The following is a 23,837-nucleotide window of genomic DNA, read 5'->3' as shown; positions in this document are numbered from 1 at the left end:
GGGAGCGTCAATGGGTCCGGATCGGATGCGCACTCAGGGGAGTCGGGGGCGGGGGACGCGAGCGAGTGCGGCTCGGATCGTTTCGGCGGGGTCGGGGAGCGGGACACCGAGTTGGCGGATGAGCGAGACGATCTCGGGGACGCCGGTGCGTTTGCGGAGAGCGGTTTTGTGCAGATACTCGAGCGGGAAGTGCTCCACTTCCGGCAGCTCGCCCTCGGGCAGTTCGTCCACCCGGAGGAGCCGTAGGGCTTCGCTGAAGGCGAGACCCTTCGGGAGGCTGTCGTGTGAGGTGGGGATCTTGCAGGCTTGCAGCCGCCTGGCCACCGCAGTGGGGCTCGCGCCCACCTCACGGGCGGCCAGCAGGACGTGGCTGAACGGCACGACCCGGCCCGCCACGGACCACCAGCTGACAGGACCGCTCTCCTGCAGGAGTTCCCGGTCCAGTCGGGTGGGGCGGATCGGCACCTCCAAGAGGACGTCCATACCGAAGGCCCGCATCCTGTCGGTCTTGTACCTCAACACCGCCAGGTCCTTGACCTGGTTGAAGACCGTGCCATAGGGGAGCGGGCTCTGTGGCGTGAGGTATTCGCCGTAGACCCCGTCCCACAGCAGCCAGATGTCGTCTTCCGAGGCGTCGGCGGGAAAGGGTTGAGGAAGCGTGAACCCCAAGGATGCGAATTGTGCCAGCACTTCTGGCGGCTTCAGCCCGAGTTCCTCTGCCACTGCCAGAACATGTCCCGCCGGCACTGACGTGCCCTGCAGCCAGGGGCGTTTGCCGTCGACGTTGACGCTGAGCAGGAGAAGGGTCTCGTCCGACGGATGTGCCGGCAGCCGGCCGGCGTCGGTCCGCAGTCCGTGGGCCGCCAGCCTGCTGCACACCTCGGGCACGGGCCGGCCGAGTTCGATGCTCGCATGCGCGATGTGGCCGAGCGGAACCTTCGCGTCCGGGTCCAGGCAGCCGTCGGCCCTGTTCTCCGGATTGAGCCAGAGCAGATCGTGCTTCTCGGCTGCCTCGGACAGCGCCACGACGCTGTCCGAGATGTGATAGCCGAAGCTGCGCAGGAACCCGGCGGTCGACGTGACACCTGTTCCGGAACGTCGAGCCGCACTCAGGAGATCATCCGGCGTAAGGGCCTTATTGCGGCTGAGGGAGTTGCCGTAGGCGTCCCCAAACGTTCTGCAGTTGCTTGTGGTGAGCTCGGCGTCGTCCGACCACCGCCGGGGATCGTTGTCGTCGAAGCCGAGATCGGCGACCCGGCGGGCGACCTCGCGCCCCGTGAGGTGCAGCCTGTCCGCGGCCTGGGCGATGACCACCGGACTCCTGGCTCCGTTCCATCCACGTTGCCTGTTCTCGGACCGCAGGAGCCACTGGTCGGACAACGTGGGTGCGTGTACGGGCCCGAACCCCTCGATCTCCGGGCACACCTCGATCAGCGCCCGCAATGCCGCGCGCGGACGGCGAGCCATGACCCGCCACAGATAGATGTGGTCCGGGACTTCGCCACTGACGATGGTCCAGTTGGGCCGAGCCCGCGCGCCACCCCCTGTGTACCGGTCGCTCGGCACCAGGGACACGTCGGCCGGGAAGAAGCCCACCCGGCTGTCGCCGAAGGCCAACCCCCGGTATGTGACATCGAGCGCCGCCGAGGAGAGCGCGGACGCGACGATGTCGCCCAGTACCGCGCTGCCCTCCGCCACGTTGCAGAGCCACACGAAGTCCGCCCACCGGCCGTCGCCTTCGGTCAGTACGGCTGTGGCGGCGCCGAGCAGTTCCCGGACGGGCGACGCCACGTCGTCGACGACGTTCCTGCGGTCCACCGAGAGCCGCGCCGGGGCCGATTCACCGGAGAGGTTGACCACGGCGCCCGTAAGGCCGGAGCCGTTCGGCGACAGCACTCCGCCCCGTACCGTGGGTTCGACGAGCAGGCCGTCCACCAGCAGCGCGCCGCCCTCCTCGCACCAGATGACCTGCGGATCGGAGGAGCCGTGAGGCCAGTACGCCTGACGCCCGTGGGCGTTGAGTCCGAAGTTCTCGGTCCGGTCCCTGGCGTCCCGCTCTTTGAGCTGTCCCACGGTCCAGGTGCTGGTCCGCCCACCGTGCTGTGCCGAAACGGGGAACTCCGCGAGGGCCAGCACACGTTCCAGGACATCCACGGCGGACCAGGACGCCGTATCGATGTCGGACCGCAGATAGAGCCGGACGCGTGTTCCCGGCCGGCGCCCCCGCGTAGCGGTCTGCACGATCCGGAACAGGTGGCCCGGGCCGCAGATCGACACATCGAGGACCGGCCCCGGCAGTCCGTCGGTGTCCATCCGGCAGGTGGTGACCCGGATCTCCTCGGCCAGCATGAAGTAGCTCAGCACGCCGATGCCGAAGCGGCTGTTCGGATACAGCCTCACCGGCGGGTCCAGCGACTCCCACCGGGCCCGCTCCAGCTTGAACTCCAACTGCTCCGCGAAGCGCGCCCCGGCGCGCGAGAACACACCGCGCAGTTCGGCCTCGCCCATGCCGATGCCGTCGTCCACGCAGTCGAGACAGGCCCGGCCGTCGTCGTCGACGCCCTGGACGAAGGAGATGCTCCCGGGGTACGGCGTGCCGTGCGAGCCGGTGGTGCGGTCGAGGTACTCCTGGCGGGCTCGCCGGTAACGGCAGGCGTCGAGCGCGTTCTGGTACAGCTCCCGGACGGCGAGATCGCGATCCTTGTACAGCTCGATACCCATCGCCAGATCGAGGACACGACGCCCGTCGCTGCGGAATCTCGCGTACCCGTCGAAGGCGCCGTCACGGGGCACCACACCGTCGGCGGACAGCCGGGTCGGGAGGTCCGGCATGGGTTGGTTGACCCGTTCGCGTACGGTGCGCCGTACGGCGTGCAGCAGGGTGTCGGCGCGGCCCGTGTACTCCTTCAGTCCTTCGACGACTGCCTCGTGATGACATTCGGCCCGGAGGACCGGCAGGTCGCGTGAGCCACCCCAGTCCGCCGCCGTGAGCGTGCGACGCAGTTCGTCCAGGTCCACCGGGTGCGGGATGGCGAGATGCTCGGCGACGATGTCAGGCAGTGTCGTCATCTCGGCGGACATGCTGTAGCCCAGGGCCAGGAGCAGAGCGGCCCGCTGGAAGCGGATCTGCTGGTGACCCGGACCGCAGCGGACCCGTTCGTCGGGAGGCAGGAGGTTCAGGAACTCCGGATGACAGACATCGGGCCCCCGGCGCAACCCGTGCAACAGCGCGGCCAGCCGGTCGGCCGCGAGCACCCTGTCCAACTCCTCGGCGTCCCTGCCCAGTTCCCGCAGGAGATCGGGGACCGACGTGGCATCGGCGAACTCCTCGTGCTGGCTGAGCCAGCGGTGGCAGATCCACCAGCCGACGAGCGGTTCGGCCTCCGGGTCACGCAGCGCGCGCTGGACCAGTACGTCGTTCTCTTCCGCGAAGAGTTCGTACGCCTTTCTCAACGGCCCGGCGTTCGGCTCGGTCCGCAGCGACCAGGGACGTACTTCCATGAGCCGTGCCGTCCGCCGCAGGGAGTGGACCCGGTGGAGGAAGGGGAACAGCACGAGGAGGGCGGCCTCGGCCGGATAGAGGTCGAGACCGTCCGACTGCGCCCGGGCCTGTCCCTGGGGCGGCTCGCCGAGCAGCCAGTCGACGTTGCCGAGGAACGTGCTCGCGATCCGCGCGTCGCACCACGGATCCTGCTCCAGGCGCCGTTCCAGTTCGTCGCGCATCCGGGCCAGGGACGTGGTGATGGCGGCGACCTGTTCCCGGTGGTGCGCAGTGTCCCGGCCGGCCGGGACATGGCGCCAGACGCCGGAACCGACGGCCTCCCGTACCCAACGGTCCCGCGTGACAGGATCGGTCTCCGAGGGCGATGCCGTCAGATGGACGTTGACGTTCACGTTCCCGATCGACTCGGCGTTGATGGCTGTCGCGTTGCCGCTCACGATGTTGTTGTGGGTGCTGCCCTCCGCCAACCTGCCGCTCCCTTCTGGCACTTCTCAAGAATCTAGATGAGCTCCTTCGTGAAGTGGCCGGTTTCGGACACCTTCGGCCCCAGCCGTCCGCGTGAGCCACTCATATGCGCCCCGCGCAGTGAACTCCGCCTGACCACCACGGATCAGCAGGTCGGCGGTGGTGAACCGGTCGGCCTGCGCGGCGACATAGGGGATAGCCATGCAGCGCATCCCGGCCGCGTGCGCCGCGGCCGCGCCCGGCGCCGCGTCCTCCAGGACCACGCAGTCGGCCGGGTCGGCCCCGAGGCGGCGGGCCGCCTCCAGGAAGACGTCCGGCGCCGGCTTGCCGTGCGGTACCTCGTCGGCCGAGACGACCGTTCGCAGACGGGCGTCCAGCCCGGTGCCGGCCAGGACCGCCTCGATCGCCTCGGGGGAGGAACCCGAGGCCACCGCCGTAGGGACTCCTTCGGCCGCCAGCAGCTCCACGAACTTCCGCATCTCCGGGTACACGCGCGTGCGGGTCCGGGCCAGCTCCAGATAGCGCCGGTTCGTCTCCGCGAGCAACTCGGCCACCGGGGGCCGCAGTCCGTGGCGGTCGCGCAGCAGGGCCACCGTCTCCAGCGTACTGATGCCGACGAACCTCTCGTGCTCCGCCCAGGTGAAGTCCGTGACGCCGTGCCCGGCCAGCATCTGCCGCGTCGCCTCGTAGTAGTTCGGCTCGCTGTCCACAAGTGTTCCGTCGAGGTCGAAGACGACCGAGAGGTTGCCGAGATCGCTCATGGAACCAGGATGCCGTTAGGCGCGGGCGGCCCGGCCGATGGACTCCACCAGCGGCAGCAGCCGGTGCGGAACGCGTTCGCGCAGCGCCACCTCGGTGCGGGTGCGCACCACGCCCGGCAGGCTGATCAGCTTCTGGATCACATCCTCCAGGTGCGCGTTGTCCCGCGCCACCACCCGGGTCAGCAGATCCCCGCCGCCGGTGATCGAGAACGCCTCCACGATCTCCGGTACGGCGGCCAGCGCGTCCCCGACGTCGTCCAGATGCCCCTGGGTGACCTCGATGTGCACGAAGGCCAGTACCGGGTGGCCCAGCGCGGCGGGGGAGAGGGAAGGGCCGGTCCCGGTGATCACACCGTCCCGGTCCAGCCGGTCCAGCCGGGCCTGCAGCGTGCCCCGGGCGACCCCGAGGACCCGGGCGTACTCGCGCACACTGGTGCGCGGCTGCTCCAGCAGCAGCCGCAGGATGCGGGTGTCCAGCTCGTCCACGGTCATGATGTACGACTGTACCAATGGCTCACCGATGATCCTCGCCGACCTGCGCCATTGGTATGACGGCCGCTGCGCGTCGCGCCTCGGAACTGGACCAATGGCCCTGCGGAATCGACGTCACTTGAGCCAGTCGCCCCGCCGATGCTCTCATGGGTGTGTCGATGGCGCTGCGGATCCCCGCGGCGCCATTTCCGTGCCGTCCGCGGGAGGGGAAGCAGTGCTGAAGAGGGTGTTCGTGGCGCCGGACCCGGGGCGGGTGCGGCTGCGCTTCGCCGCGCGGGCCGTGCTGGGCATCGGGCTCGCCGTCGTGGTCTGCGGACTGGCCGGGCACTCCCTCACGGGCGCCGTCACCGGTGGGCTCGCCGCGCTGCTCGCGCTGTTCACCGTCGCGGACGCCACCGTGCGCGGACAGGCCGTCACCACCGCACTGCTGCCCGCCGTGGGCCTGCCGGTGCTCGCGGCCGCCGCCGAACTGTACGACGTTCCGGTCGCCCGCGACCTGGTCTTCCTCGCCGTGGTCGGCGCGGGCGTCTACGCGCGCCGCTGGGGTCCGCGCGGCCACAGCCTGGGCGTGTTCGCCTTCATGACCTTCTTCGTCGCCCAGTTCCTGCACGCTGCCCCCGCTCAGCTGCCCGAGCTGTCCGCCGCCGTCCTGCTCTCCGTGCTCAGCGCCGCAGCCGTGCGCTTCGGCCTCTGGCGCTACGAGCGCCGCCTGCCCCCGCCACCGGTTCCCGCCCCGCCCGCCGGCACCGGCCTGGCCCGGGTGACCACCCGGCAGGCCGTCCAGGCGACCGCGGGCGCGGGCTTCGCGCTGGTGGCGGGCCAGCTGGTGTCCGGCCAGCGCTGGTACTGGGCGGTCGGTGCCACCTGGTGGATCTTCGTCAACACCGCCTCGCGCGGCGAGACCCTGGTACGGGGTTTTCGCCGGGTCCTCGGCACCCTCATCGGCATCGCGCTTGGCCTGCTGGTCGCCGCCCCCGTGCACGGCGCCCCGGCACCCACCGCCGCCCTGGTCGCGGTCGCCGTCTTCGGCATCTTCTACACGGCCGCCGTCTCCTACACCTGGATGATGTTCTTCGTTGCGTCAACCGGGCGGATCGCGAGGGTGGCGGGCCTGGGGCGTGTTTTCGCAGATCAGACACGGTCTGCTTGGTGCCGTTTGATGTGCAGGTGTGGGCGTCTTCGGGAGTCTGTGGGCGGACTGATGCTGACTCTTTGCTGACTTTCCTGACGGTGCGTCAGTTTCATGAGTTGATCGTTTTGGGTGTCAGGGGAGTCTTGTGTTGAAGCGGGTGTTCGTCGCGCCGGATCCAGGGCGGCTGAGGTTGCGCAGTGCTGTGCGGGGTGTCCTTGGTGTAGCTCTGGCGGTGATGATGTCGGATCTGGCGACGCGGTCGCTGCCGGCGGCGATCGCTGGTGGGCTTGCCGCTTTGCTTGCCTTGTTCACGGTGGTCGATTCGTCGGTGCGGGGACAGGCGGTCACGACGGCCCTGTTGCCGGTGGCAGGTTTCCCGGTGCTGGCTCTCGCGGCGGCATTGCACGATTTCCCGTGGGTGCGCGATGTGGCCTTCGTCGCTGTCCTGGGTGCGGGGATGTATGCGCGGCGGTGGGGGCCGCGAGGGCATTCTCTGGGGACGTTTGCGTTCATGATGTTTTTCGCGGCGCAGTTCCTGCATGCGGTGCCGGGCCAGTTGCTGGAGCTTTGTGCGGCGGTGGCGCTCGCTCTGGTGGCGTCCTCTGCGGTGCGTTTTGGCCTGTGGTGCTATGAGCGGCGGTTTTCTCCGGCCGCTGTTCCGGTGGTGGCTCCGGCGGGTACGGGGTTTTCCCGGGTGACCACGCGCCAGGCGGTCCAGGGAGTGGTAGGCGGTGCTTTCGCCCTGATGGTGGGGCAGTTGGTGTCGCATGAGCGCTGGTATTGGGCTGTGGGTGCGGTGTGGTGGATCTTCGTGAACACCACATCGCGGGGTGAGACCCTGGTGCGTGGTTTCCGTAGGGTCTTGGGCACCGTGATCGGGATCGCCGTCGGCCTCGTGATCGCTGTTCCGCTGGATGGGGCGGGCGCTCCGACCGCGGTGATTGTGGCGTTCTGTGTGTTCGGCATCTTCTATACGGCCGCGGTGTCGTATACGTGGATGATGCTGGCGGTGACGGTGATGGCCGGGCTGCTTTACGGGCTGCTGGGAGTTCTGAATCCAGGGCTGCTGGCTCTGCGCGTGCTGGAGACGGGGGTGGGCGCGCTGGGCGCGGCGCTCGCTGTCCTGTTGGTGCTGCCGGTGACCACGCATGCCACCACTGACGCGTGTGTCCGGCGTGCGCTGCATTGCGTCCATGCGTGCACTTCTGAGGCCGCGGCTCGCCTGGCCGGCTCTCCAGATGCGGATCCCGCCCGACATGTTGCTGAGTTGGAGCTGCTGCTGGGAAGGGTCAGGCTTTCGGTGGCCCCGCTGGTGCACCCGTTCACTCCGCTGTGGGCGCGCAAGGCGCGGGCCCGTCAGGTGATGGAACTGCTTGACCGGTGTGCCCGGGAGGTGCGGGGCCTGGCGTCCGTCGCGGCGGACCCGGATGCTTCCCACGACGCCAGGCTCGCCGCTGCGTGCCGGCGAGTGGAAGCGGCGGTGCAGGCACTGACCACGCCCGAAACGGAGCGAGGCGAGATCGAGGCGCCCGGTGCCTCACCTCACCCTTCCGGCGGCGAAGTGGCTCTGGCTCACCTGCGTGGCCTGGAAGAGGCACTGAAGGCCCTTGCGGTCCCGTTGCGAGGCCCCGTTATCCCCGCCTGACGGCCTGCATGGGACGTTGGTGCTCGCCTGCATGACAGCAGACTCTTCGTCTGCTGGTGGTACACGACTTCCATGGCTCTGACCAGTACGAATGCGAGCTTTGAAGCAGGGCCGGTGGGCTCTGGCCCGTATATGGTCCGGATCTTGGTCGTGAACTGGGCGAAGCCGGAGTCGGAGAGGGCCTCGCTTAAGACCGCGCGTGATGCGCGAAGCCGGGAGGACGAAGAGATCTTCTTGAAGTCGTCTACCTGGTGGCGCTGACCTGCGGCGATGCTGCTGCGAGCCTCTCTGGCCTGGGCCGATCCGTCTTTCTGAGCCTTTCACGCTCGTGCCCGGTTACGCAGTCGATTCTCCCCACGCGCTCCCCAGAGCCGCTCGTACTCTCCAGATTCTCCCCAGGGAACGGCCCCGCGCGTGGTCGGTGGGGCGTGCCAGAGAAGCTGCTCCGGCGGATCAAGTGAGCGCAGAAAGTTACTGCCGAGGGGCGGGGCAGAAAGCCGTCGGAAGTCGCTGCCACCCGTTTTGCGTGCGCCGCTATGACCACCGGAAGATACTGGTCCACTTGGCGGCGTACCATTCGTCAGGGCGGCAGGTGAATGGCCAGGACGGAGCCGTCCTGGTGTATCGAGACGGGACCGTCCCAGTTCTCGTCCCACGTGTCCGAAGGCCACGCGGAGCGCAGAGCGTAGACATCTCCGCGGTACTGCTCCAGGCGGCCGTGGCTCAGGTGGCCGAAGAGATCGGCGTGGACTCCGGAGAATGCCTCCACGCGTGTTCCATTGAGTCGGAAGATGTGGTCGGTGCCGACGAACGGGATGCCGAGCAGACTGTATTTGGCGTCCTGGACGCTGTCGGTGGCCGCGTGGGCGACGCCGGCAGAAAAGCGGCGGTATCCCTGGCGGGTAGTGAGGTACGGGGTGGTGGAGTTCCCGTCGCCGGCGAAGGCGGTGAGCCCCGCGGCGGATGTGCGCGCGAGGTCTCGCTGGAACCACCCGGTGATTTCCTCGGTGACGTGAATGCCGGGTTCTGCGGACGGCCCTTTGCCATTTTCGGCCGGTGGGTGAATGCCTGGAGGCCATGCCTCGTCCTGGAGCAGTGTGTTCAGGCTCCCGAGCGGGGTAGTGCTTGTAGCGGACATCCAGCCGTCCGAGCCTTCGGCCTTGAGAGCGTGCACGGTGAGCGCCTCATCCAGCGGCAGCTGCGTACTGAAGACCAGGCCGGGCGTCTCGTCGTAGGCGCCGACGTGGACTCCCTCTATGTAGGCAGAGGCGTCAGCGAGTTGGCCGTAGGAGGTGGTCGCCGTGCCATGGTTTCCGCGGGAGACGATGGGAAAGATCCGCGAGGGCTCTCCTGGTTTCCAGATCTCGCCGAAGTACTGCAGGCGGTACCGGTAGCCCACCGTGGCGCCCTTTTCCTTGCTGTTCAGGGCCCAGCCCGCGCGGAGGGCTGTGTCCGAGGGAACGATCGACACCGCGTGATCCGGGTAGCGTCGGCGGAGAATCCGTTCCGCCACGGCCAGCGCGAATCCGACCCCGAGTTCTCCGGACTGGAGCGCCTTGTAGTAGTCGGCCGTGTCCCGCCCTTCGGCGGAGAGCCCCATGAACGATGTGGGGCTCCCGTTGAGGGCCAGGCTGTATTTCGCTGCCCCAGTGCTCGGCCAGGCCGCGGACTGCCCCTCGGCGGGCCAAGGAGATGGTTCGCGCCAGGGTGTGCAGGACGTCCCACGGTGTCAGCCGGACGGAGCCGACGAGATCTGAGGCACCTAACGGACGCAGGCCCGGCTTGCGACGGAGGGCTTCGAGATCCTTTTCTTTGCGCTCTTCGTCGTCCTCTGCGGCTGCGGCACCAACGTCCCCGGCGAGTGCCGAGGTGGAATGGACAGCGACGTTCGAATACCGCGCGAGATCTTCCAGTGCTTCTGCAGTCGACTTCGGCACCTGTTCCCCCTGTTCCCCGGTGGATCGCAGCGAGACCTAAGGTCGACGCTGCAAGGTACGAGTCGAACGATGGGCGCACGCAAGTGCGCATAGGGCACACCTTTGGAGCCAGAGGGCTGGTGAAAGTTCTGCTGGATCCTCGGGAAGGAGGCCGTAGCGGCATCATGGTCGGGTGGATCACAACCTCAACGGCTTGAGTACCCGTGAGTTTCGAGCATGTGTCACAAGCGCTGGCCCAGGAGATCCTCGGACCCGGTGTCTCCGTCTTCGGGGACGGCAAGGACGGCGGGCGCGAGGCGACGTTCGAGGGGCGAGTGCCGTATCCGAGTGTGCTTGACGCCAGGGACGGCTACGGGGTGGTACAGGCCAAGTTCCGCCAGCGGACGGGGCAGCAGGCCCCGGATGCGGTCTCGTGGCTCAAGGGACAGATCAAGGACGAATGTGAAGCCTGGCTGAGTCCGACTTCCAAGCGGAATCGGCTTCCCGAGTACTGATCTTCACCACCAATGTGGTTCTGACTCCCGGGCCCGGCAGCGCAGGCATTCAGATTTCCTCGGGGGCTGTCGTGGATCGGAGACGACTTGTGTTCGGATGCCGCGGAGATCGGATGGGTCACCGACGACGGTGACGATCTCGGAGTCGGGGGTCCTGGCACCGCGCGAAGCCGGCGGCCACGCTCTCCACCGAGCGGTGCTCGCCGAAGGGTGGACGCTCGGTCACGGGAACCGCAGCCCGGGTCACGCCAGCATCGAGCGTTCATCGAGCCGGTGCCAGGACCTGGAGTGGTAGACGAGGGGAGCCGCCACGGGCTCGGCAGCCCCTTCGGGCACGGCCGCCGCCACCGCGTGGACGACGAAGATCGAGGCCTCTCCCGCCTCGATACGGGAGACCACCTTCCCTCGTACCCACACCGGGGCTGCCGTGAAGACCGGTTCGCCCGTGGCCAACCGCGTCCAGGTACTCGTATCGGCGAAGCGGTCGACCCCGCTGGTGGCCCCGAGCTGTGCGAGCCAGAGCAGGTCGCTGCCCACCATGTGGACGACGACGCTGTCGGCCCGCCGCAGGACCGAGCTGCTGGAGGCCCCCGAGGAGACGGAGAAGACGATCAGCGGCGGTTCGGCGCTGACGGACGCCAGCGAGCTGACTGTGATCGCGACCGGCCGCGCACCCAGGTCGGCGGTCACGACGGCGACGCCGGAGGGGTGCATCCGGAACGCCGACCTGAAGGTCTCGGCCGGCAGTGACTCCGTCCGTTCCGCTGCGGTCAGGTGGATCGGGGGATGAGTGTGTTCGGGCATGGCGAATGTCGTCATGGCGGAAGTTCCTTTCGACGTGTCGAGTCGCGCCGTGGAGGCCCGAGGGCCGGGCCACGAGGACCCAGGCCCGTGACGACCTCAGAGCGAACCGATCTCCGCGGTGTCGCGACCGACGAGGCTCTGGCCGTAGACCTCCCGGTTCAGCAGGGGGTTGTTCAGGCCGTGGCCGCTGGCGACGGTCAGGTCACGCCAGACGCGCTGGAGCGGGTTGGACTGGGCGAAGCTGCTCGTGCCGACGATGTCGAGCATGAGCGTCACGGCCTGGCGGAAGTTGCGCGTCGCGATCTCGGAGTCGCCGCGGATCCGCGCCCGGGCCGCCGTGTCGAGGACCCGGCCCTCGCGGGCGGCTGTGTCCATCTCGTCGGCGGACCTGAGCAGGTGCATCCTGCCTGCGTCGATCGCGACCCGCGCGTCGGCGAGAGCGAGGCGGTAGCTGGGGGCGTCCCGACGGTCCGAGTAGGCCCAGTAGCTGATGGGGCGGCCCTTGCCGATGTTCTCCATCGTGAAGTCCCAGGCGGCCTCGGCCATGCCCAGCAGCGGACCGCACAGGCCGAGACAGGCGAGACTGTTCAGCGACGCCCGGTAGTTGGTCTCGTCCTCGTGCCAGATCGGGAACACGGCCGTGCCCATGAACGTCTCGAGGTCCAGGGTGCACCGGTCCTCGACGAAGAGGTCCTCGGCCACGAGGGTGTTGCTGCCGGTCCCCGCCATGCCGACGACGTACCACGTGTCCTCGATCCGCATGTCGGCCAGCGGCATCAGCGCCCACCGCACCTCCGAGGGCCGGCCCTCCGCGTCGAGGACGAGGAACGCGTTCAGCGTCCACTGGGCCTGGTAGCAGCCCGAGGCGAAACCCCACTTGCCGTTGATGCGGTAGCCACCGTCGACCTTCTCGGCGGTCCCGCTGGGTGCGAACTGGCTGATCGCGACGTTGCGGGGGTCCGGGCCGTACACCAGTTCGCGCACGTCGTCGGGGAAGAGGCCCATGCCGAACGCGGTCGTGTTGGCGATGAAGGCGACCCAGCCCGCGGACGAGTCCCCTCGCGAGATCTCGGCCGACAGCTCGATGAGGGTCCGGACGTCTCCGCCGGCCCCGCCCGACCGGCTTGGCGTCAGGGCCTGGAACAACCCGGACTCGCGCAGGGCCTGCTCCGATTTCTCGGCCAGACGGCGGTTGCGCTCGGACTCGTCGGCGTGCTCACGCAGGAGCGGCCGCAGGTCGAGGGCGGTCTGCAGGAGACGTTTGCGAGCTTCGCCCTGCGTCTCCGGTCCGAACGTCGTGACGTCGTCAAGAGTCGTCATGAGGCCTCCTTGCCTCGGGGGCTCACCTGCCGAAGCGGTGGCCGGTCGTGTCGTCCTGCTGTTGATTGAAGTCCGCGTGTGACGCAGGTCTGTATGCCTGACCCGCCAAGGTTTCGACGCCGATTGGACCCGGGGCCCAAAACGGTGGTGCGATTGCCGCGCTCGCGGGTCGAACGGCGCGAGCCGGAGGCCGATCAGCCCGCACCCTCGGCGCGTGGCGAAGAGCCCGACGGCCAGGGCGGCGGGCGGGATGCGTCACGTGAGCCCGTCAGTGACCGGTGTCGTCCAGATCGGGGAGGAGCTCCGCGAGGCGGAGCGCCGCGTGCAACTCGAGCTGGGAGTCCCGGACGGAGCGGCCCAGGAGTTCCTCGGCCCGCTTGACCCGGTAGATGACCGTGTTCTTCGCGACCTGCAGCTCCCTGGCGGCCTCCTGCGGACTGCCGTGGCAGTCGAGGTAGACCCGGACTGTCCGGCGGAGAACCCGTGTGGAACCCGCGCTCGATCCCAGTACGCCGAGTTCGTCCCGCACGAAGCGAGCGGCCTTCTCGGGGTCCGCGATCAGCAGCGAGAGCAACCGGACCTCGTCGTACCGGACGACATTCGCGTCCGCCGTCGAGCGCACACCGAGAGCCCCCACCCGCGCCGCGTCGAGGGCCTCCTCGTGGGTGCACCGGAAGCCCTGGACGCCTCGGTGAGGGGACGCCATGCCCACCAGCACGTCGGACCCGCCGGGCAGCAGCGGCGTTTCACGCGGTGGCCGCGCCCGGAACGCTCCCCACGCCCATGCCTCGGTCCGGTCCACCGGCACCACCAGCTGAGCGTTCGCGCCGATGCTGCGCAGGAGGGACCGGGCCACCTGGTCCAGGTGATCCCCGGTATGGCTCGGCGAGGTCGCGGGATGCAGCACCAGGCCGATGTGGTACGCGTTCGTCAGGGGGTAGGTCAGCTGTCGGGACGCCACGTCGACGGAGCCCTCTCCCGCCAGCAACGCCAGAACCGTCTCGTACCTGGCGGCGGCGGTGCTTCTCAGGAATCGCTCGTTCTCGGCGGTGTACGACTCGGCGCTCATGGTGGCGAACGTGTCGGCGAACTCGAAGAGCACATGAGACACGTGCTCGAGTGATGCCGCGAGATCGGGGAGCGATACCAGGGAGCGGCAGCCGCCCATGAAGTGGTCGGCCAGCTGTGAGTGGATCCTGCGCTGATGGGTGAGGATCAGGTCGAGAGGAACCCGGCGGTGGACCAGATCCACGATCTGCGCCTCCGCCTCGGGCGGGAGCTGCGCCGGCGGGTGGCCGTCGGCCTCGATGGCGAGGAGCGTCGAGATGACGATCGACTCGATGGCGGAGCGCATGACCTGCGCGCCTTTCAGGCCGGCGCCGGTCAGATCGGTGAATGCGCCGCCCTGGACGATGTCGGCCGCCACCCTGACCGCCCACGCGACCGGTTGGTCACCGACCTGGTCGGTCGCACGGCGTACCGTCTCCCGAGTGCAGGTGGGCTCTCCGGGGTTCACAGCCGGGCGCAACCGCTTCACCCACGCTCCGATGTGCTCGCCCAACCCCGCCTCCCGTCCCGGCCGTCCTGCGACGAGACTGTGCCAGTCCACGTGGCTCGGTTTGACGGCTCTCAGATGAATATGAAGATTGGACCACCTCGACCGCCCGCGCGCAGCAGCCACCGCGGACCCGGTCACCGGCACCCCCTACGTGGAACTGACCGGCGGACAGTGGCCGTCCGCGGAACAGCCCCCGCCCAGGCATGATGCCCACTGTCTGACCGCACGAGCCTCGTCGGCGGTGTTCTCGGCGCCGCCCGTTCTCGGGTGGCGCCGAGCCGATGGCTGCCGCAACCCGGCTCCGGAATCGTTCATTGCGGAAGTGCGCGGGGCCCGTGTTCCTGGTCGTCGAGCTTGGCGAGTTCGTGCTCATGGGGGCCGGGGGTGATCGAGCCGTAGTGGTTGACTTACGAGCTGCAGGCCGGGGCGATGTGCGCCATAGGCCTCGGCGTCACCTTGGCGGCTGGCGGTACGCAGTTCGCCGACGGCCAGGTCCAGGTCCCCGAGGGTGTCACCGAAGCCCTGAAAGCTCCTCGCGGTACGCGCTGTTGCCACCGGGTCGCTCACCGTCTGCCTGGTGTGCTCATCGATTGTCCGCCGATGACCCACCATCCGCCCGGTCAAGCGCGACATCAGTCTCGACACCCTCACCGGACGCGGATGTGACGTCCTCACCGCTGTGGCGTCGGGCCAACCGATGCCGACGACATCGCCGAACAGTTGTCCGGCGCCTCGACCACAGTCAAGTCCCACGTCCCTCACATCCACGCCGAGATCGGAATCCGTGCCCGCGTCCAGGCGGTGGTTTTCGCCTATGAGTCCGGCCTGGTACCGGTCGCAGAAGAGCCTGCGCCGGGGCCTTGTGAACCTGTGTCCGCCGAACCGCGCAGACGGAGTACCTCAAATGGCGCTGTCGCTCGGCTCGCACTTGAGGTACCCGTGAACGGTTGCGACGAACGCGTCCATCTGCCGTACGACCTCAGTTGCTCAAACACATCCAGGTCATGCTGGAGGCTGACGCGCCGGTGGCGTGATGCCGAGTCGTTCCGCGAGTTCGTGGGCGCTGATGCCGTACGTCTCCCGGATCCGTATGCCGTCGGGGCCGACGTCGAAGACGCCGTGGTCGGTGTAGACGCGGCTGACGCAGCCGATGCCGGTGAGCGGGTAGCTGCAGCGCGGTACGAGCTTGGGTTCGCCGGTCCGGGTGAAGAGCGTCATCATCACGTAGACGTCCTTGGCGCCGATGGCGAGGTCCATGGCGCCGCCGACGGCGGGGATGTCGTCGGGCCTGCCGGTGGTCCAGTTGGCGAGGTCTCCGTTGACGGCGACCTGGTAGGCACCGAGGACGCAGACGTCGAGATGTCCGCCGCGCATCATGGCGAAGGAGTCGGCGTGGTGGAAGTACGCGGCCCCCGGCAGCTCGGTCACCGGGACCTTGCCGGCGTTGGTCAGGTCGGAGTCGACCGTGTCGCCCTCGGCCTTCGGACCCATGTTGAGCATGCCGTTCTCGGTGTGCAGCACCACGCCGGAGTCGGCCGGCAGATGGTCGGCGATCTTGGTGGGCTGCCCGATACCGAGGTTGACGAAGGCGCCGGCCGGGATGTCGCGTGCGATGACGGCGGCCAGTTCGTCCATCGAGAGCCGGTGGTCGGCGCCCGTCGGCGCCCCTGTGTACGTGGTGGTCATCGTGCCCCCTGCACGGTGTAGTGACGGGCCGTCGCCTGGACGATCCGGTCGACGTAGATGGACGGGGTGACGATGGCTTCCGGGTCGAGCTTCCCGGGCTCGACGACCTGGTGGACCTGGACGATGGTCGTCGTCGCGGCCGTGGCCATGACCGGACCGAAGTTGCGGGCCGTCCTGCGGTAGACGAGGTTGCCCAGAGTGTCCGCGACGTGCGCGCCGATCAACGCGTAATCACCCTTGATCGGGTACTCCAGCAGGTACCTGCGGCCGTCGATCTTCCGCTCCTCCTTGCCCTCGGCCAGCGGTGTGCCGACCGCGGTCGGGCAGTAGAACGCCCCGATGCCGGCACCGGCCGCGCGCATCCGCTCGGCGAGGTTGCCCTGCGGCACCACTTCCAGCTCGATCTTCCCCGCGAGGTAGAGGCCGTCGAAGACCCAGGAGTCGGCCTGACGCGGAAAGGAGCAGAGCACCTTGCGCACCCGGCCCGCGGCCAGCAGCGCGGCCAGTCCGACATCACCGTTGCCCGCGTTGTTGGACACGATCGTGAGGTCCTTCGCGCCCTGCCGGATCAGCGCGTCGATCAGATCGAACGGCATCCCGGACAGGCCGAAGCCTCCGACGAGCACGGTGGACCCGTCCTCGATCCCGGCCACCGCCGCGTCCGTGCTCTCGACGATCTCCGCCCGGCTCACCGGCCCGCACCCGTCGTGTCGCAGTTCTCGAGAACGACAGCCAGGCCCTGGCCGACGCCGATGCAGATCGCGGCGACGCCGTAGCGCTGCCCGGTCTCGCGCAGCACCTTGGCCAGGGTGGCGAGGACGCGACCGCCCGAGGCGCCCAGCGGGTGTCCGATCGCGATGGCGCCGCCCTTCTGGTTGACGATGGCGGGGTCGACCTTCCACGCGTCGAGGCAGGCGAGGGACTGCACGGCGAAGGCCTCGTTGAGCTCGACCGCGCCCACCTGGTGCCAGCCGATCCCGGCCCGGGCCAGTGCACGGTTGGCGGCCTCGACGGGTGCGTAGCCGAATGCCTGCGGCTCCAGCGCCATCACTCCGCGGCCGGCGACACGGGCGATCGGGTCGGCCCCGATGGCGGCCGCGGCCTTCTCGCTGCCCAGCAGCACTGCGGAGGCGCCGTCGTTGAGCGGGCTGGCGTTGCCCGCCGTGATGGTGCCGCCCTGCTCCTGGGTCCGGAAGACCGGCTTGAGACCGGCCAGCACCTCCGGCGTGGATCCGGGCCGGATGCCCTCGTCACGCGTCAGGTCGATGCCTGCGACCGGCACCACCAGGTCGTCGTAGAAGCCCGACTCCCAAGCCTGGTGCGCGAGTTGGTGGGAGCGGGCGGCGAACGCGTCCTGCCGCTCGCGGGAGATCCCGAAGCGCTCGCGGAGCTGCTCGTTGGACTCGCCGAGGCTGACCGTCCACTCCTTCGGCATCTTCGGGTTGACCAGCCGCCAGCCGAGCGTGGTCGACACCGCGGTGACATCGCCGGCCGGGAACGGTTTCGCCGACTTCGGCAGCACCCACGGCGCACGTGTCATCGACTCCACGCCGCCGGTCAGCACCACCTCGGCATCGCCGGACTCGATGGTCCGGCTGGCCGTCATCGCCGCGTCGAGGCTCGAGCCGCACAGCCGGTTGATCGTGGTGCCTGGCACGCTCACCGGAAGCCCGGCGAGCAGTGCCGCCATGCGGCCGACGTTGCGGTTCTCCTCGCCGGCGCCGTTGGCGTTGCCCCACACCACGTCGCCGATCGCGGCGGGGTCGAGGTCCGGCACCGCGGCGAGCGTCGAGGTGATCGCGGCGGCGGCGAGGTCGTCGGGGCGGACGCCGGCCAGCGCGCCGTTGAAGCGGCTGAACGGCGTGCGCGTCGCGGCGTAGATGAAAGCGCTCATGGCACCGACGCTAGCCCCGGCCCGCGATATTCTGAAGTACACATATGCGAGCTGATTGATATGGGTGACATATGGATCTGCGCCATCTTCGGTACTTCGTAGCGGTGGCCGAGGAGCGCCACTTCGGTCGTGCCGCCGAGCGGCTCCACATGGCCCAGCCGCCACTCTCCCAACAGATCCGCCAACTGGAGACCGAGCTCGGCATCGAACTGCTCCACCGCACCACACGCCGGGTCGACCTCACCGAGGCCGGCCGGGCCTACCTCGATCGGGCGCGCGCGATCCTCGCCGACATCGACGAGGCCGCCCAGCATGCGCGGCTCGTCGCCGCCGGCTCGGCGGGCCGCCTCGCGATCGGGTGCGTGGGCTCGGCGACGTACAGCCTCCTGCCCGCGCTCTCGCGGCGGCTCTCGGAGGAGCTGCCCGGCGTCGACTTCTCGTTCCGCGGCGAGATGCTCGCGCCGGACCAGGTCGAGGCGCTGCGCACCGGCGCCATCGACGTCGGGCTGCTGCGTCCTCCGGTGGCCGACCTCTCCCTCACCGTCAGCATCCTGCGCAGGGACCGGCTCGTCGTCGCCGTACCGGTCGACCACCTCCTCGCCCGCCGGAAACGCCTGCGCGCCGCGGACCTCGCCGGTGCCGACCTGATCGTCCACTCCGCCGACCGCCGGTCGGTGATGTACGACGTCGTGCTGGGCCTGCTGCGCGACGCCGGCGTCGAACCGCACATTCGCCACGAGGTCGGCGAGACCTCGACGTTGGTCACGCTCGTGGCCGGCGGTCTCGGCGTCGCCGTCGTGCCCGAGCCCGTGACTGCGTTGGCGCTCGACGGCGTCGCCTACCTACCGCTGGCAGGGGCCGACGCGCGGGTGGAACTGGCCGTCGCCCACCGTGCCGACCGCTCCGAACCGCACCTTGTGCGCACCGTAGGGATCATTGAGGCGATGTTCTGACGGATCGACCGAAGCTGGATGGGCCGGCCCTGGCATGGCGCAACAGCCCTGCCTTGCGGGTGGCGGGAGTGCGGGCGGCCCGGTGCGGGCGTCGGGTCGGGTCGGACCGTCGGAGTCATCGGCGTGCGGAGCGCCTCCTCGACGGCCGTTTCCCGGTCTCGTCGGGCAACGCGAGGAAGCGACACCTTCAGGCCGGCCGACGGTTGCTGGGCGAGGCGCACACGCGCTCCGGGCAAGCCCAGGGCGCGCGACGACCGCCGCAAGGCCCGACGTCGCTGCCTCACCGACCGGGAGGAATGCCTACGCAACGATCTTCGCGACGGAGTCTCGCGCCTGATGCGCGATGCGGTCGTCAGTGACGTCGTCCGCCCCGCCCACGCCGATGGCGCCGATGACCTCGCCGTCGGCCGTCACGATCGGCACGCCGCCGGCGACCGGCAGAAGGTTGGCATCAACCAGGTGAGGAGGCGCCACCTGCATCTGGGGGGACGCGGCGAAGGCCGCGAACTTGGCCGTCGGGACACCGCTCACGGCCGAGGTGTAAGCCTTGCGTCGCGCGGTTTCCACACCGAGGAGACCAACGCCGTCGTCGCTGAGGAGAACCTTCGTGACACCGCTTCGGTTGACCACGACGGCGCACACCTGGTGCCCCTCGGCCCTTCCTGCTTCCAGAGCGGCCAGAGCGGCGCCGTGCGCGATCTCGTAGCTGAGCGGCTCTCGCATGGGGCGGTTCCTTCCCTTGGCGGCCGAGTGGTCGACCGGACGTCTTCCGTGGGATCCCCGGAGCGTCGACAGTCCAGGTCATCGCTGATTCCGGACATGCTGGAAACCCGCGACAGTGTGTCGCGGCCCGAGGTGAATGTGAAGCGTACCTCGCATTCGCATCAGGGGGTCCCGGAGCTCACTCCGTCGACGCGCCCAGTAGATACAGGCAGGCAATGTTCGCCAGCTCGTCGGTGAGTTGACGCCATGTCAGCGGTCGCTCGGACTCGAATCGTTCGCCGTGCAGCACGCGGTTCATGCACGCCGCGTACACCAGGCGAAAGGCGACATCCATCCGCAAGTCCGGCTCTGGGGCGCTGATCATCGGCATGATCGGTTCCAGGAACTGACGGAACACCTGGCCGGAGTCAATGCTGGCGTCGGACCCGATTTCGGACACTGCGGGGTCGGTGGTGCCCGCGGTGATGAAGACGCGCATCAGGCGTGCGTGTGCTTCGAACGTCTCGGTGATCCCGGCGACCGCCGAGGCGATCAGTGTGGTCGGGTCTGTGCGCAGTGGAGCGAAGCGGCGGATGATGTCGGCGCGAAAGTGATCGATCATGTCGTGCTGCAGTGCGGCGATCAGGCGGTCCTTGTCGCCGAACCGTCGATAGACACTCCCCACGGAGACGCCCGCCCGAGCGGCGACGGCCGCGATGGTGAGCGCCTCGGTGCCGCCCTCTGTCAGGAGGGCCGTACCCGCTTCCAGGATCCGCTGCTGGGTCAGTCGGCTGCGCGCCTGCTGCGCCGGCGGCAGATCGAGTGAAGGTTCGGTACTCACCGCCTCAGCGTATACGCCGCCGGCATTCGTTCCGGCGGCCCTGCGCCTGGCATTGCTGGGCCGTGAGCAGTGGCGCGATCGGGCCGGCGAGCGAGCGCCGTGCAGAGGTGGCACCGTGCACGACCGGCTCGGGGCTGGGGCGCAAGCGTCAGGAAACCGGCCTCTCCTCGCCGGGCGGACACCTGGAGATGACCCTTGACGCACCGCGAAGTGAAATGCGAATGTGAATCAACAATCTCATTCGAGGGTCGCGCGAGACGGTGCTCTCGCAGGTGTTACCCACAGCCCTGCACGCGCCACCAGCTGTGCGCCCGAGCCGCACGGGAGACAAGACGATGACCACCACTTCAGAGGTCGACACCGGTACCGGATACGGTCGCCCGAAGCCCTCCTACAACGCCCGTCTGCGCGAGGTCGGGCCTGGTACGCCCATGGGGGAGGCCCTGCGTCGCTACTGGCACCCGATCGCCAGCTCGGAGACGCTCGTCGCCGGTGCCCTGCCGCAGAAGACCCGCGTACTGGGCGAGGACCTGGTCGTGTTCCGGGACGGACAGGGCAAGCCCGGTGTCGTGATCGAGCGCTGCACCCACCGCGGCGCCAGCCTCTACTACGGCCGCGTCGAGGACGACGGCATCCGCTGCTGCTACCACGGCTGGAAGTTCGACGTCGAGGGCCGCTGCATCGAGCAGGCGTGTGAGCCGGCCCTGGGGCGCAGGCGCGACGCCGCCCGCCAGCCGTGGTACCCCGTCCAGGAGCGCTACGGCCTGGTCTTCGTCTACATGGGCCCGCCCGAGCTCAAGCCCGAACTCCCGCGTTACGACGCGCTGGAAAACCCCGCCGAGGACGAGAAGTACTTCGCCAGCTGGCCGGTCCCGCACGCCGCGGTCCTCGGCATGCCGGCGGACTTCAACTGGCTCAACATGTACGAGAACGGCGCCGACCCGACGCACGTCACCTGGCTCCACTCCACGCACAGCGGGTACCAGATGCTGGGCACCGGGACGTTCGGCTACCCCGAGAGCTTCTTCGACCCGGCCACTATCGCCGAGCGCGTGACATACGAGCGTACCGACCACGGCGTGAAGTACACCCAGCGATTCGAGGTCGAGGGCGAGGACGGTGAGGTCACCGAGTACGGCTTCGCGGTCGAGCAGCACCTTCCCAACATCTTCGGCCTGCCAGACTACGTGAAGATCAGCCCCGACAATCCGGACCAGCTGCTGTGGCTCGTACCCTCCGACGACACCACCAACCGGCTCTTCTTCTCGATCCGCACCAATGATCCCGAGCGCATGGTCCGCTTCGTGATCGGCATCACGCAGAACGGCAAGCAGAACCACGAGCTGACCGACGAGGAGCGCCACCGGTTCCCCGGCGACGCGGAGGCCCAGGGCTCTCAGGGAGCGATCACCCTGGACTCCGTGGAGACCCTGGCCACCTCGGACCGCGGCGTCGTCATGCTGCGCCGCATGCTGCTCACGATGGTCGACGACGTCGAGGCCGGGCGCGACCCGATCAACATCGTCCGCGACCCCTCGGAGGTTCACCGCACCCAGTCCGGGCTCTTCACCCTCGGCAAGCGCCCGGCGGGCGACGACGCCGACGCCCCGGCCACCGCTGGAATCTGAGCGACGATCATGAGCAACGAGTGGCTCGACACCATCGTGGACGCCCGGCGCGACGCGACCAGTCGGATCGTGGTGCTCGACCTGGTCAGTCCCGACGACGTCGAGCTTCCGGAGTTCGCCGCCGGCGCCCATGTCGACGTACTGGTCGACAGTGCCGCCGGGCTGGTCCGCCAGTACTCCCTGTGCGGGCCGCCGCACGATCGCACCCGCTATCGACTGGCGGTGCTGGCCGAGACGGCGTCGCGCGGCGGCTCGCTGGGGATGCATCGGCTCCGCAAGGGCGACAGGCTGCGGATCTCCCGTCCCCGGAACAGGTTCGGAATCTCGGGCGAGGCACGCCGCCATCTGCTGGTGGCCGGCGGTATCGGCATCACTCCACTGCTGGCCATGGCGCACGTGCTCGAAGCGAGCGGCGCGGAATACGAGTTGCACTACTGCGCGCGCAGCCGGGGAGACTCGGCGTTCCTCGACGAATTGGAGCACAACCCCAGGGTCCGGCTCCATTTCGACGACGGCCCGGACGACCAGCGGTTCGGCATCGGCACCGACGTCGGCCAGCCCGATCCCCACACGGCGATCTACGTCTGTGGGCCGGGAGGCTTCATGGACTTCGTGATCTCCTCCGCGCTCGCAGCGGGATGGCCTGCCGAAGCGATCCACAAGGAGCGCTTCGCCCCCGTCGAGGACGCCGAGGCGCACAAGGCCGGCGGGGCCTTCCGGGTGCGGCTCGCCAGGACCGGCGGCGAGTACCGGATCGAGGAAGGCCAGAGCGTCCTCGACGTCCTGCTCGCCCAGGGCGTGGACGCCCCTTACTCGTGCCAGCAGGGAATCTGCGGTGAGTGCATCGTGCGTGTCCTCGCCGGAGAGCCCGACCACCGCGACGACGTCCTCACCGATCAGGAACGCGCCGACGGCATGTTCACCACCTGCTCATCGCGAGCACTCTCACCGATTCTGGAGCTGGACCTATGAAAACGACCACGTCCACCGCACCCACCGCGACCCTCCAGGCGATCGAACAGGCGGAGGCCGCCTGGCTCGTGGCTCTCGTCGAGGGCGAGAAGGCGCTGATCGCCCTCATGCTCGAGGACAGTCACGTCGTCCACGGCCCGGTCGGGAAGATCGACGGCCGGGAGGCCTTCGCCCACTTCGCCTCGACCCGTCGCCGCACCGTCTTCGCCAAGGCCGAGGAACTGAGCATCACGGTCCACGGCGACACCGCGATCACCACGTGTCTCCAGGAGATGCACATCTTCTTCGACGAGAACCTCCCGCCCTTCCCCGTACAGGAGGTGATGACCCGGGTCTGGGAGAAGACCGCGGAGGGCTGGCGCCTGGCGCACATGCACCAGTCCAAGCGCATGCCGCCGGCCTGACACCCGAGAAGGCCGGCCGCATCCCCCTCACGCTGCTGTTCGATGAACGGACAAGAGGCTTCAGGGCGGGCGCCCGGCGGCAGAGAGTTCGACATGAAGGTTCCCGCGGCGATCGACGACGATCGCCGCTGTTGTGGAGGCGAGGCGACAACAATGTCAGCTACTGAGATCAAGGCACCCACGTCCGGCGCGGTCCGGACCAGCGACCTCCTCATCGCGGGCGAGCACGTCCCGGCCAAGGGCGGCCGCTACTTCGAGACGACCGAGGCCCTGACGGGTGAGTCGATCGCGAGGGTCGCGGCAGCCTCCGTCGATGATGTCAACCGTGCGGTGGACGCGGCGGCGGCCGCGCTTTCCGAGTGGTCGGGTCTTCCGCCGGCCGCGCGGCGGTCGGTCCTGGAGCGGGCGGCGGTCCTGCTCGGTGAGCGCACCGACGAGATCGTGGCCACGATGAGCCGTGAGATGGGTGCCACTCTGCCCTGGTGCGGGTTCAACGTGCACGTCGCGAAGGGCATGCTCGTCGAGGCGGCCGCCCAGGCCTACGCGGCCGTGGGCGAGGTGATCCCGTCGGACGTGCCCGGCCTGACCGCCCTCGGTGTGCGTCAGCCGGTCGGCGTCGTCGTCGGCATCGCCCCGTGGAACGCGCC

19 protein-coding genes and 1 pseudogene are annotated in these 23,837 nt (G+C 69.0%); 8 read left to right on the top strand and 12 right to left on the bottom strand.

Annotated features, from left to right (window positions below; genetic code table 11):
* Positions 1 to 33: 33 nt before the first annotated feature.
* From ACFWPS_RS39265 to ACFWPS_RS39255, 3 genes are read right to left on the bottom strand one after another with little or no spacing between them, the layout of a single operon-like run.
* Entirely contained in the window at positions 34 to 3,969 is a 3,936-nt protein-coding gene (locus ACFWPS_RS39265; protein ID WP_383714703.1) for an ATP-binding protein, read from the bottom strand.
* A gap of 24 nt (positions 3,970 to 3,993) precedes the next feature.
* Positions 3,994 to 4,728, bottom strand: coding sequence for an HAD family hydrolase (locus ACFWPS_RS39260; RefSeq protein ID WP_383714700.1), 735 nt, complete (start codon positions 4,726 to 4,728; stop codon positions 3,994 to 3,996).
* Between the two features lie 15 nt (positions 4,729 to 4,743).
* Positions 4,744 to 5,220 (bottom strand): Lrp/AsnC family transcriptional regulator, encoded by a 477-nt coding sequence (locus tag ACFWPS_RS39255; RefSeq protein WP_383714697.1) that lies wholly within the window; start codon positions 5,218 to 5,220, stop codon positions 4,744 to 4,746.
* Between the two features lie 214 nt (positions 5,221 to 5,434).
* Between ACFWPS_RS39255 and ACFWPS_RS39250 the strand changes: the two are divergent.
* Positions 5,435 to 6,298 (top strand): annotated as a pseudogene (locus tag ACFWPS_RS39250) (FUSC family protein); the annotation flags it as partial.
* A gap of 199 nt (positions 6,299 to 6,497) precedes the next feature.
* A complete protein-coding gene (locus tag ACFWPS_RS39245; protein WP_383714695.1) occupies positions 6,498 to 7,997 on the top strand; it encodes an FUSC family protein in 1,500 nt (499 codons plus the stop codon).
* A 580-nt stretch (positions 7,998 to 8,577) separates the two neighbouring features.
* Here ACFWPS_RS39245 and ACFWPS_RS39240 read toward each other — a convergent pair.
* Positions 8,578 to 9,597, bottom strand: coding sequence for a hypothetical protein (locus tag ACFWPS_RS39240; RefSeq protein ID WP_383714692.1), 1,020 nt, complete (start codon positions 9,595 to 9,597; stop codon positions 8,578 to 8,580).
* Between the two features lie 540 nt (positions 9,598 to 10,137).
* Between ACFWPS_RS39240 and ACFWPS_RS39235 the strand changes: the two genes are divergently transcribed.
* Positions 10,138 to 10,428: a hypothetical protein gene (locus tag ACFWPS_RS39235; protein WP_383714691.1), complete on the top strand. Its 291-nt coding sequence runs from the start codon at positions 10,138 to 10,140 to the stop codon at positions 10,426 to 10,428.
* A gap of 243 nt (positions 10,429 to 10,671) precedes the next feature.
* Here the strand turns inward: ACFWPS_RS39235 and ACFWPS_RS39230 are convergent, their stop codons facing one another.
* The 6 genes from ACFWPS_RS39230 to ACFWPS_RS39205 all read right to left on the bottom strand — a co-directional run bounded on the left by ACFWPS_RS39230 (position 10,672) and on the right by ACFWPS_RS39205 (position 17,690).
* Positions 10,672 to 11,247, bottom strand: coding sequence for a flavin reductase family protein (locus ACFWPS_RS39230; protein ID WP_383714688.1), 576 nt, complete (start codon positions 11,245 to 11,247; stop codon positions 10,672 to 10,674).
* Between the two features lie 81 nt (positions 11,248 to 11,328).
* The gene (locus ACFWPS_RS39225; protein ID WP_383714685.1) at positions 11,329 to 12,552 is read right to left on the bottom strand and encodes an acyl-CoA dehydrogenase family protein; all 1,224 of its coding nucleotides are present in this window, start codon (positions 12,550 to 12,552) and stop codon (positions 11,329 to 11,331) included.
* Positions 12,553 to 12,820: 268 nt separating this feature from the next.
* The gene (locus ACFWPS_RS39220) at positions 12,821 to 14,113 is read right to left on the bottom strand and encodes a PucR family transcriptional regulator (RefSeq protein ID WP_383714682.1); all 1,293 of its coding nucleotides are present in this window, start codon (positions 14,111 to 14,113) and stop codon (positions 12,821 to 12,823) included.
* A 999-nt stretch (positions 14,114 to 15,112) separates the two neighbouring features.
* Positions 15,113 to 15,796 carry a 3-oxoacid CoA-transferase subunit B gene (locus ACFWPS_RS39215; protein ID WP_383714680.1) on the bottom strand — a complete coding sequence of 228 codons (684 nt, stop codon included), beginning with the start codon at positions 15,794 to 15,796 and terminating at the stop codon, positions 15,113 to 15,115.
* Entirely contained in the window at positions 15,793 to 16,488 is a 696-nt protein-coding gene (locus ACFWPS_RS39210) for a 3-oxoacid CoA-transferase subunit A (protein WP_383714678.1), read from the bottom strand. The genes ACFWPS_RS39215 and ACFWPS_RS39210 overlap by 4 nt, the downstream gene beginning before the upstream one ends.
* A complete protein-coding gene (locus tag ACFWPS_RS39205; protein ID WP_383714675.1) occupies positions 16,485 to 17,690 on the bottom strand; it encodes a thiolase family protein in 1,206 nt (401 codons plus the stop codon). The genes ACFWPS_RS39210 and ACFWPS_RS39205 overlap by 4 nt, the downstream gene beginning before the upstream one ends.
* A 71-nt stretch (positions 17,691 to 17,761) precedes the next feature.
* Between ACFWPS_RS39205 and ACFWPS_RS39200 the strand changes: the two genes are divergently transcribed.
* On the top strand, positions 17,762 to 18,643 hold the full coding sequence (locus ACFWPS_RS39200; RefSeq protein ID WP_383714672.1) for a LysR substrate-binding domain-containing protein: 882 nt from the start codon (positions 17,762 to 17,764) through the stop codon (positions 18,641 to 18,643).
* Positions 18,644 to 18,943: 300 nt separating this feature from the next.
* Here the strand turns inward: ACFWPS_RS39200 and ACFWPS_RS39195 are convergent, their stop codons facing one another.
* Together ACFWPS_RS39195 and ACFWPS_RS39190 are read right to left on the bottom strand one after the other, a co-directional pair.
* Complete coding sequence (locus ACFWPS_RS39195; RefSeq protein ID WP_383714669.1) at positions 18,944 to 19,366, bottom strand: heme-binding protein; 423 nt, start codon at positions 19,364 to 19,366, stop codon at positions 18,944 to 18,946.
* 178 nt (positions 19,367 to 19,544) lie between these two features.
* On the bottom strand, positions 19,545 to 20,186 hold the full coding sequence (locus ACFWPS_RS39190) for a TetR/AcrR family transcriptional regulator (RefSeq protein ID WP_383714667.1): 642 nt from the start codon (positions 20,184 to 20,186) through the stop codon (positions 19,545 to 19,547).
* Between the two features lie 335 nt (positions 20,187 to 20,521).
* Between ACFWPS_RS39190 and ACFWPS_RS39185 the strand changes: the two genes are divergently transcribed.
* The 4 genes from ACFWPS_RS39185 to ACFWPS_RS39170 all read left to right on the top strand — a co-directional run.
* Entirely contained in the window at positions 20,522 to 21,814 is a 1,293-nt protein-coding gene (locus ACFWPS_RS39185; protein ID WP_383714665.1) for a Rieske 2Fe-2S domain-containing protein, read from the top strand.
* A gap of 9 nt (positions 21,815 to 21,823) precedes the next feature.
* Positions 21,824 to 22,786, top strand: a complete 963-nt coding sequence (locus ACFWPS_RS39180) for a PDR/VanB family oxidoreductase (RefSeq protein ID WP_383714662.1) — start codon at positions 21,824 to 21,826, stop codon at positions 22,784 to 22,786.
* Entirely contained in the window at positions 22,783 to 23,190 is a 408-nt protein-coding gene (locus ACFWPS_RS39175) for a nuclear transport factor 2 family protein (RefSeq protein WP_383714659.1), read from the top strand. The genes ACFWPS_RS39180 and ACFWPS_RS39175 overlap by 4 nt, the downstream gene beginning before the upstream one ends.
* Before the next feature lie 153 nt (positions 23,191 to 23,343).
* Positions 23,344 to 23,837 (top strand): aldehyde dehydrogenase family protein (locus ACFWPS_RS39170; RefSeq protein ID WP_383714657.1); only part of this gene is annotated, 494 nt, incomplete at its 3' end.

Origin of the sequence: Streptomyces sp. NPDC058457 (genome assembly GCF_042720695.1) — a bacterium.
Classification (GTDB): Bacteria; Actinomycetota; Actinomycetes; order Streptomycetales; family Streptomycetaceae; genus Streptomyces.
Note: the sequence above shows the minus strand (reverse complement) of the source record. Positions and strands in the feature narration are given on the sequence as shown.

What these genes read in the sequence shown, in the direction of transcription:
- ACFWPS_RS39260 (WP_383714700.1), bottom strand. Translation starts at nt 4,728, where the DNA reads ATGAGCGATCTCGGCAACCTCTCGGTCGTCTTCGACCTCGACGGAACA.
- ACFWPS_RS39255 (WP_383714697.1), bottom strand. Translation starts at nt 5,220, where the DNA reads ATGACCGTGGACGAGCTGGACACCCGCATCCTGCGGCTGCTGCTGGAG.
- ACFWPS_RS39240 (WP_383714692.1), bottom strand. Translation starts at nt 9,597, where the DNA reads ATGGGGCTCTCCGCCGAAGGGCGGGACACGGCCGACTACTACAAGGCG.
- ACFWPS_RS39230 (WP_383714688.1), bottom strand. Translation starts at nt 11,247, where the DNA reads ATGACGACATTCGCCATGCCCGAACACACTCATCCCCCGATCCACCTG.
- ACFWPS_RS39225 (WP_383714685.1), bottom strand. Translation starts at nt 12,552, where the DNA reads ATGACGACTCTTGACGACGTCACGACGTTCGGACCGGAGACGCAGGGC.
- ACFWPS_RS39215 (WP_383714680.1), bottom strand. Translation starts at nt 15,796, where the DNA reads ATGACCACCACGTACACAGGGGCGCCGACGGGCGCCGACCACCGGCTC.
- ACFWPS_RS39205 (WP_383714675.1), bottom strand. Translation starts at nt 17,690, where the DNA reads ATGAGCGCTTTCATCTACGCCGCGACGCGCACGCCGTTCAGCCGCTTC.
- ACFWPS_RS39200 (WP_383714672.1), top strand. Translation starts at nt 17,762, where the DNA reads ATGGATCTGCGCCATCTTCGGTACTTCGTAGCGGTGGCCGAGGAGCGC.
- ACFWPS_RS39195 (WP_383714669.1), bottom strand. Translation starts at nt 19,366, where the DNA reads ATGCGAGAGCCGCTCAGCTACGAGATCGCGCACGGCGCCGCTCTGGCC.
- ACFWPS_RS39185 (WP_383714665.1), top strand. Translation starts at nt 20,522, where the DNA reads ATGACCACCACTTCAGAGGTCGACACCGGTACCGGATACGGTCGCCCG.
- ACFWPS_RS39180 (WP_383714662.1), top strand. Translation starts at nt 21,824, where the DNA reads ATGAGCAACGAGTGGCTCGACACCATCGTGGACGCCCGGCGCGACGCG.
- ACFWPS_RS39175 (WP_383714659.1), top strand. Translation starts at nt 22,783, where the DNA reads ATGAAAACGACCACGTCCACCGCACCCACCGCGACCCTCCAGGCGATC.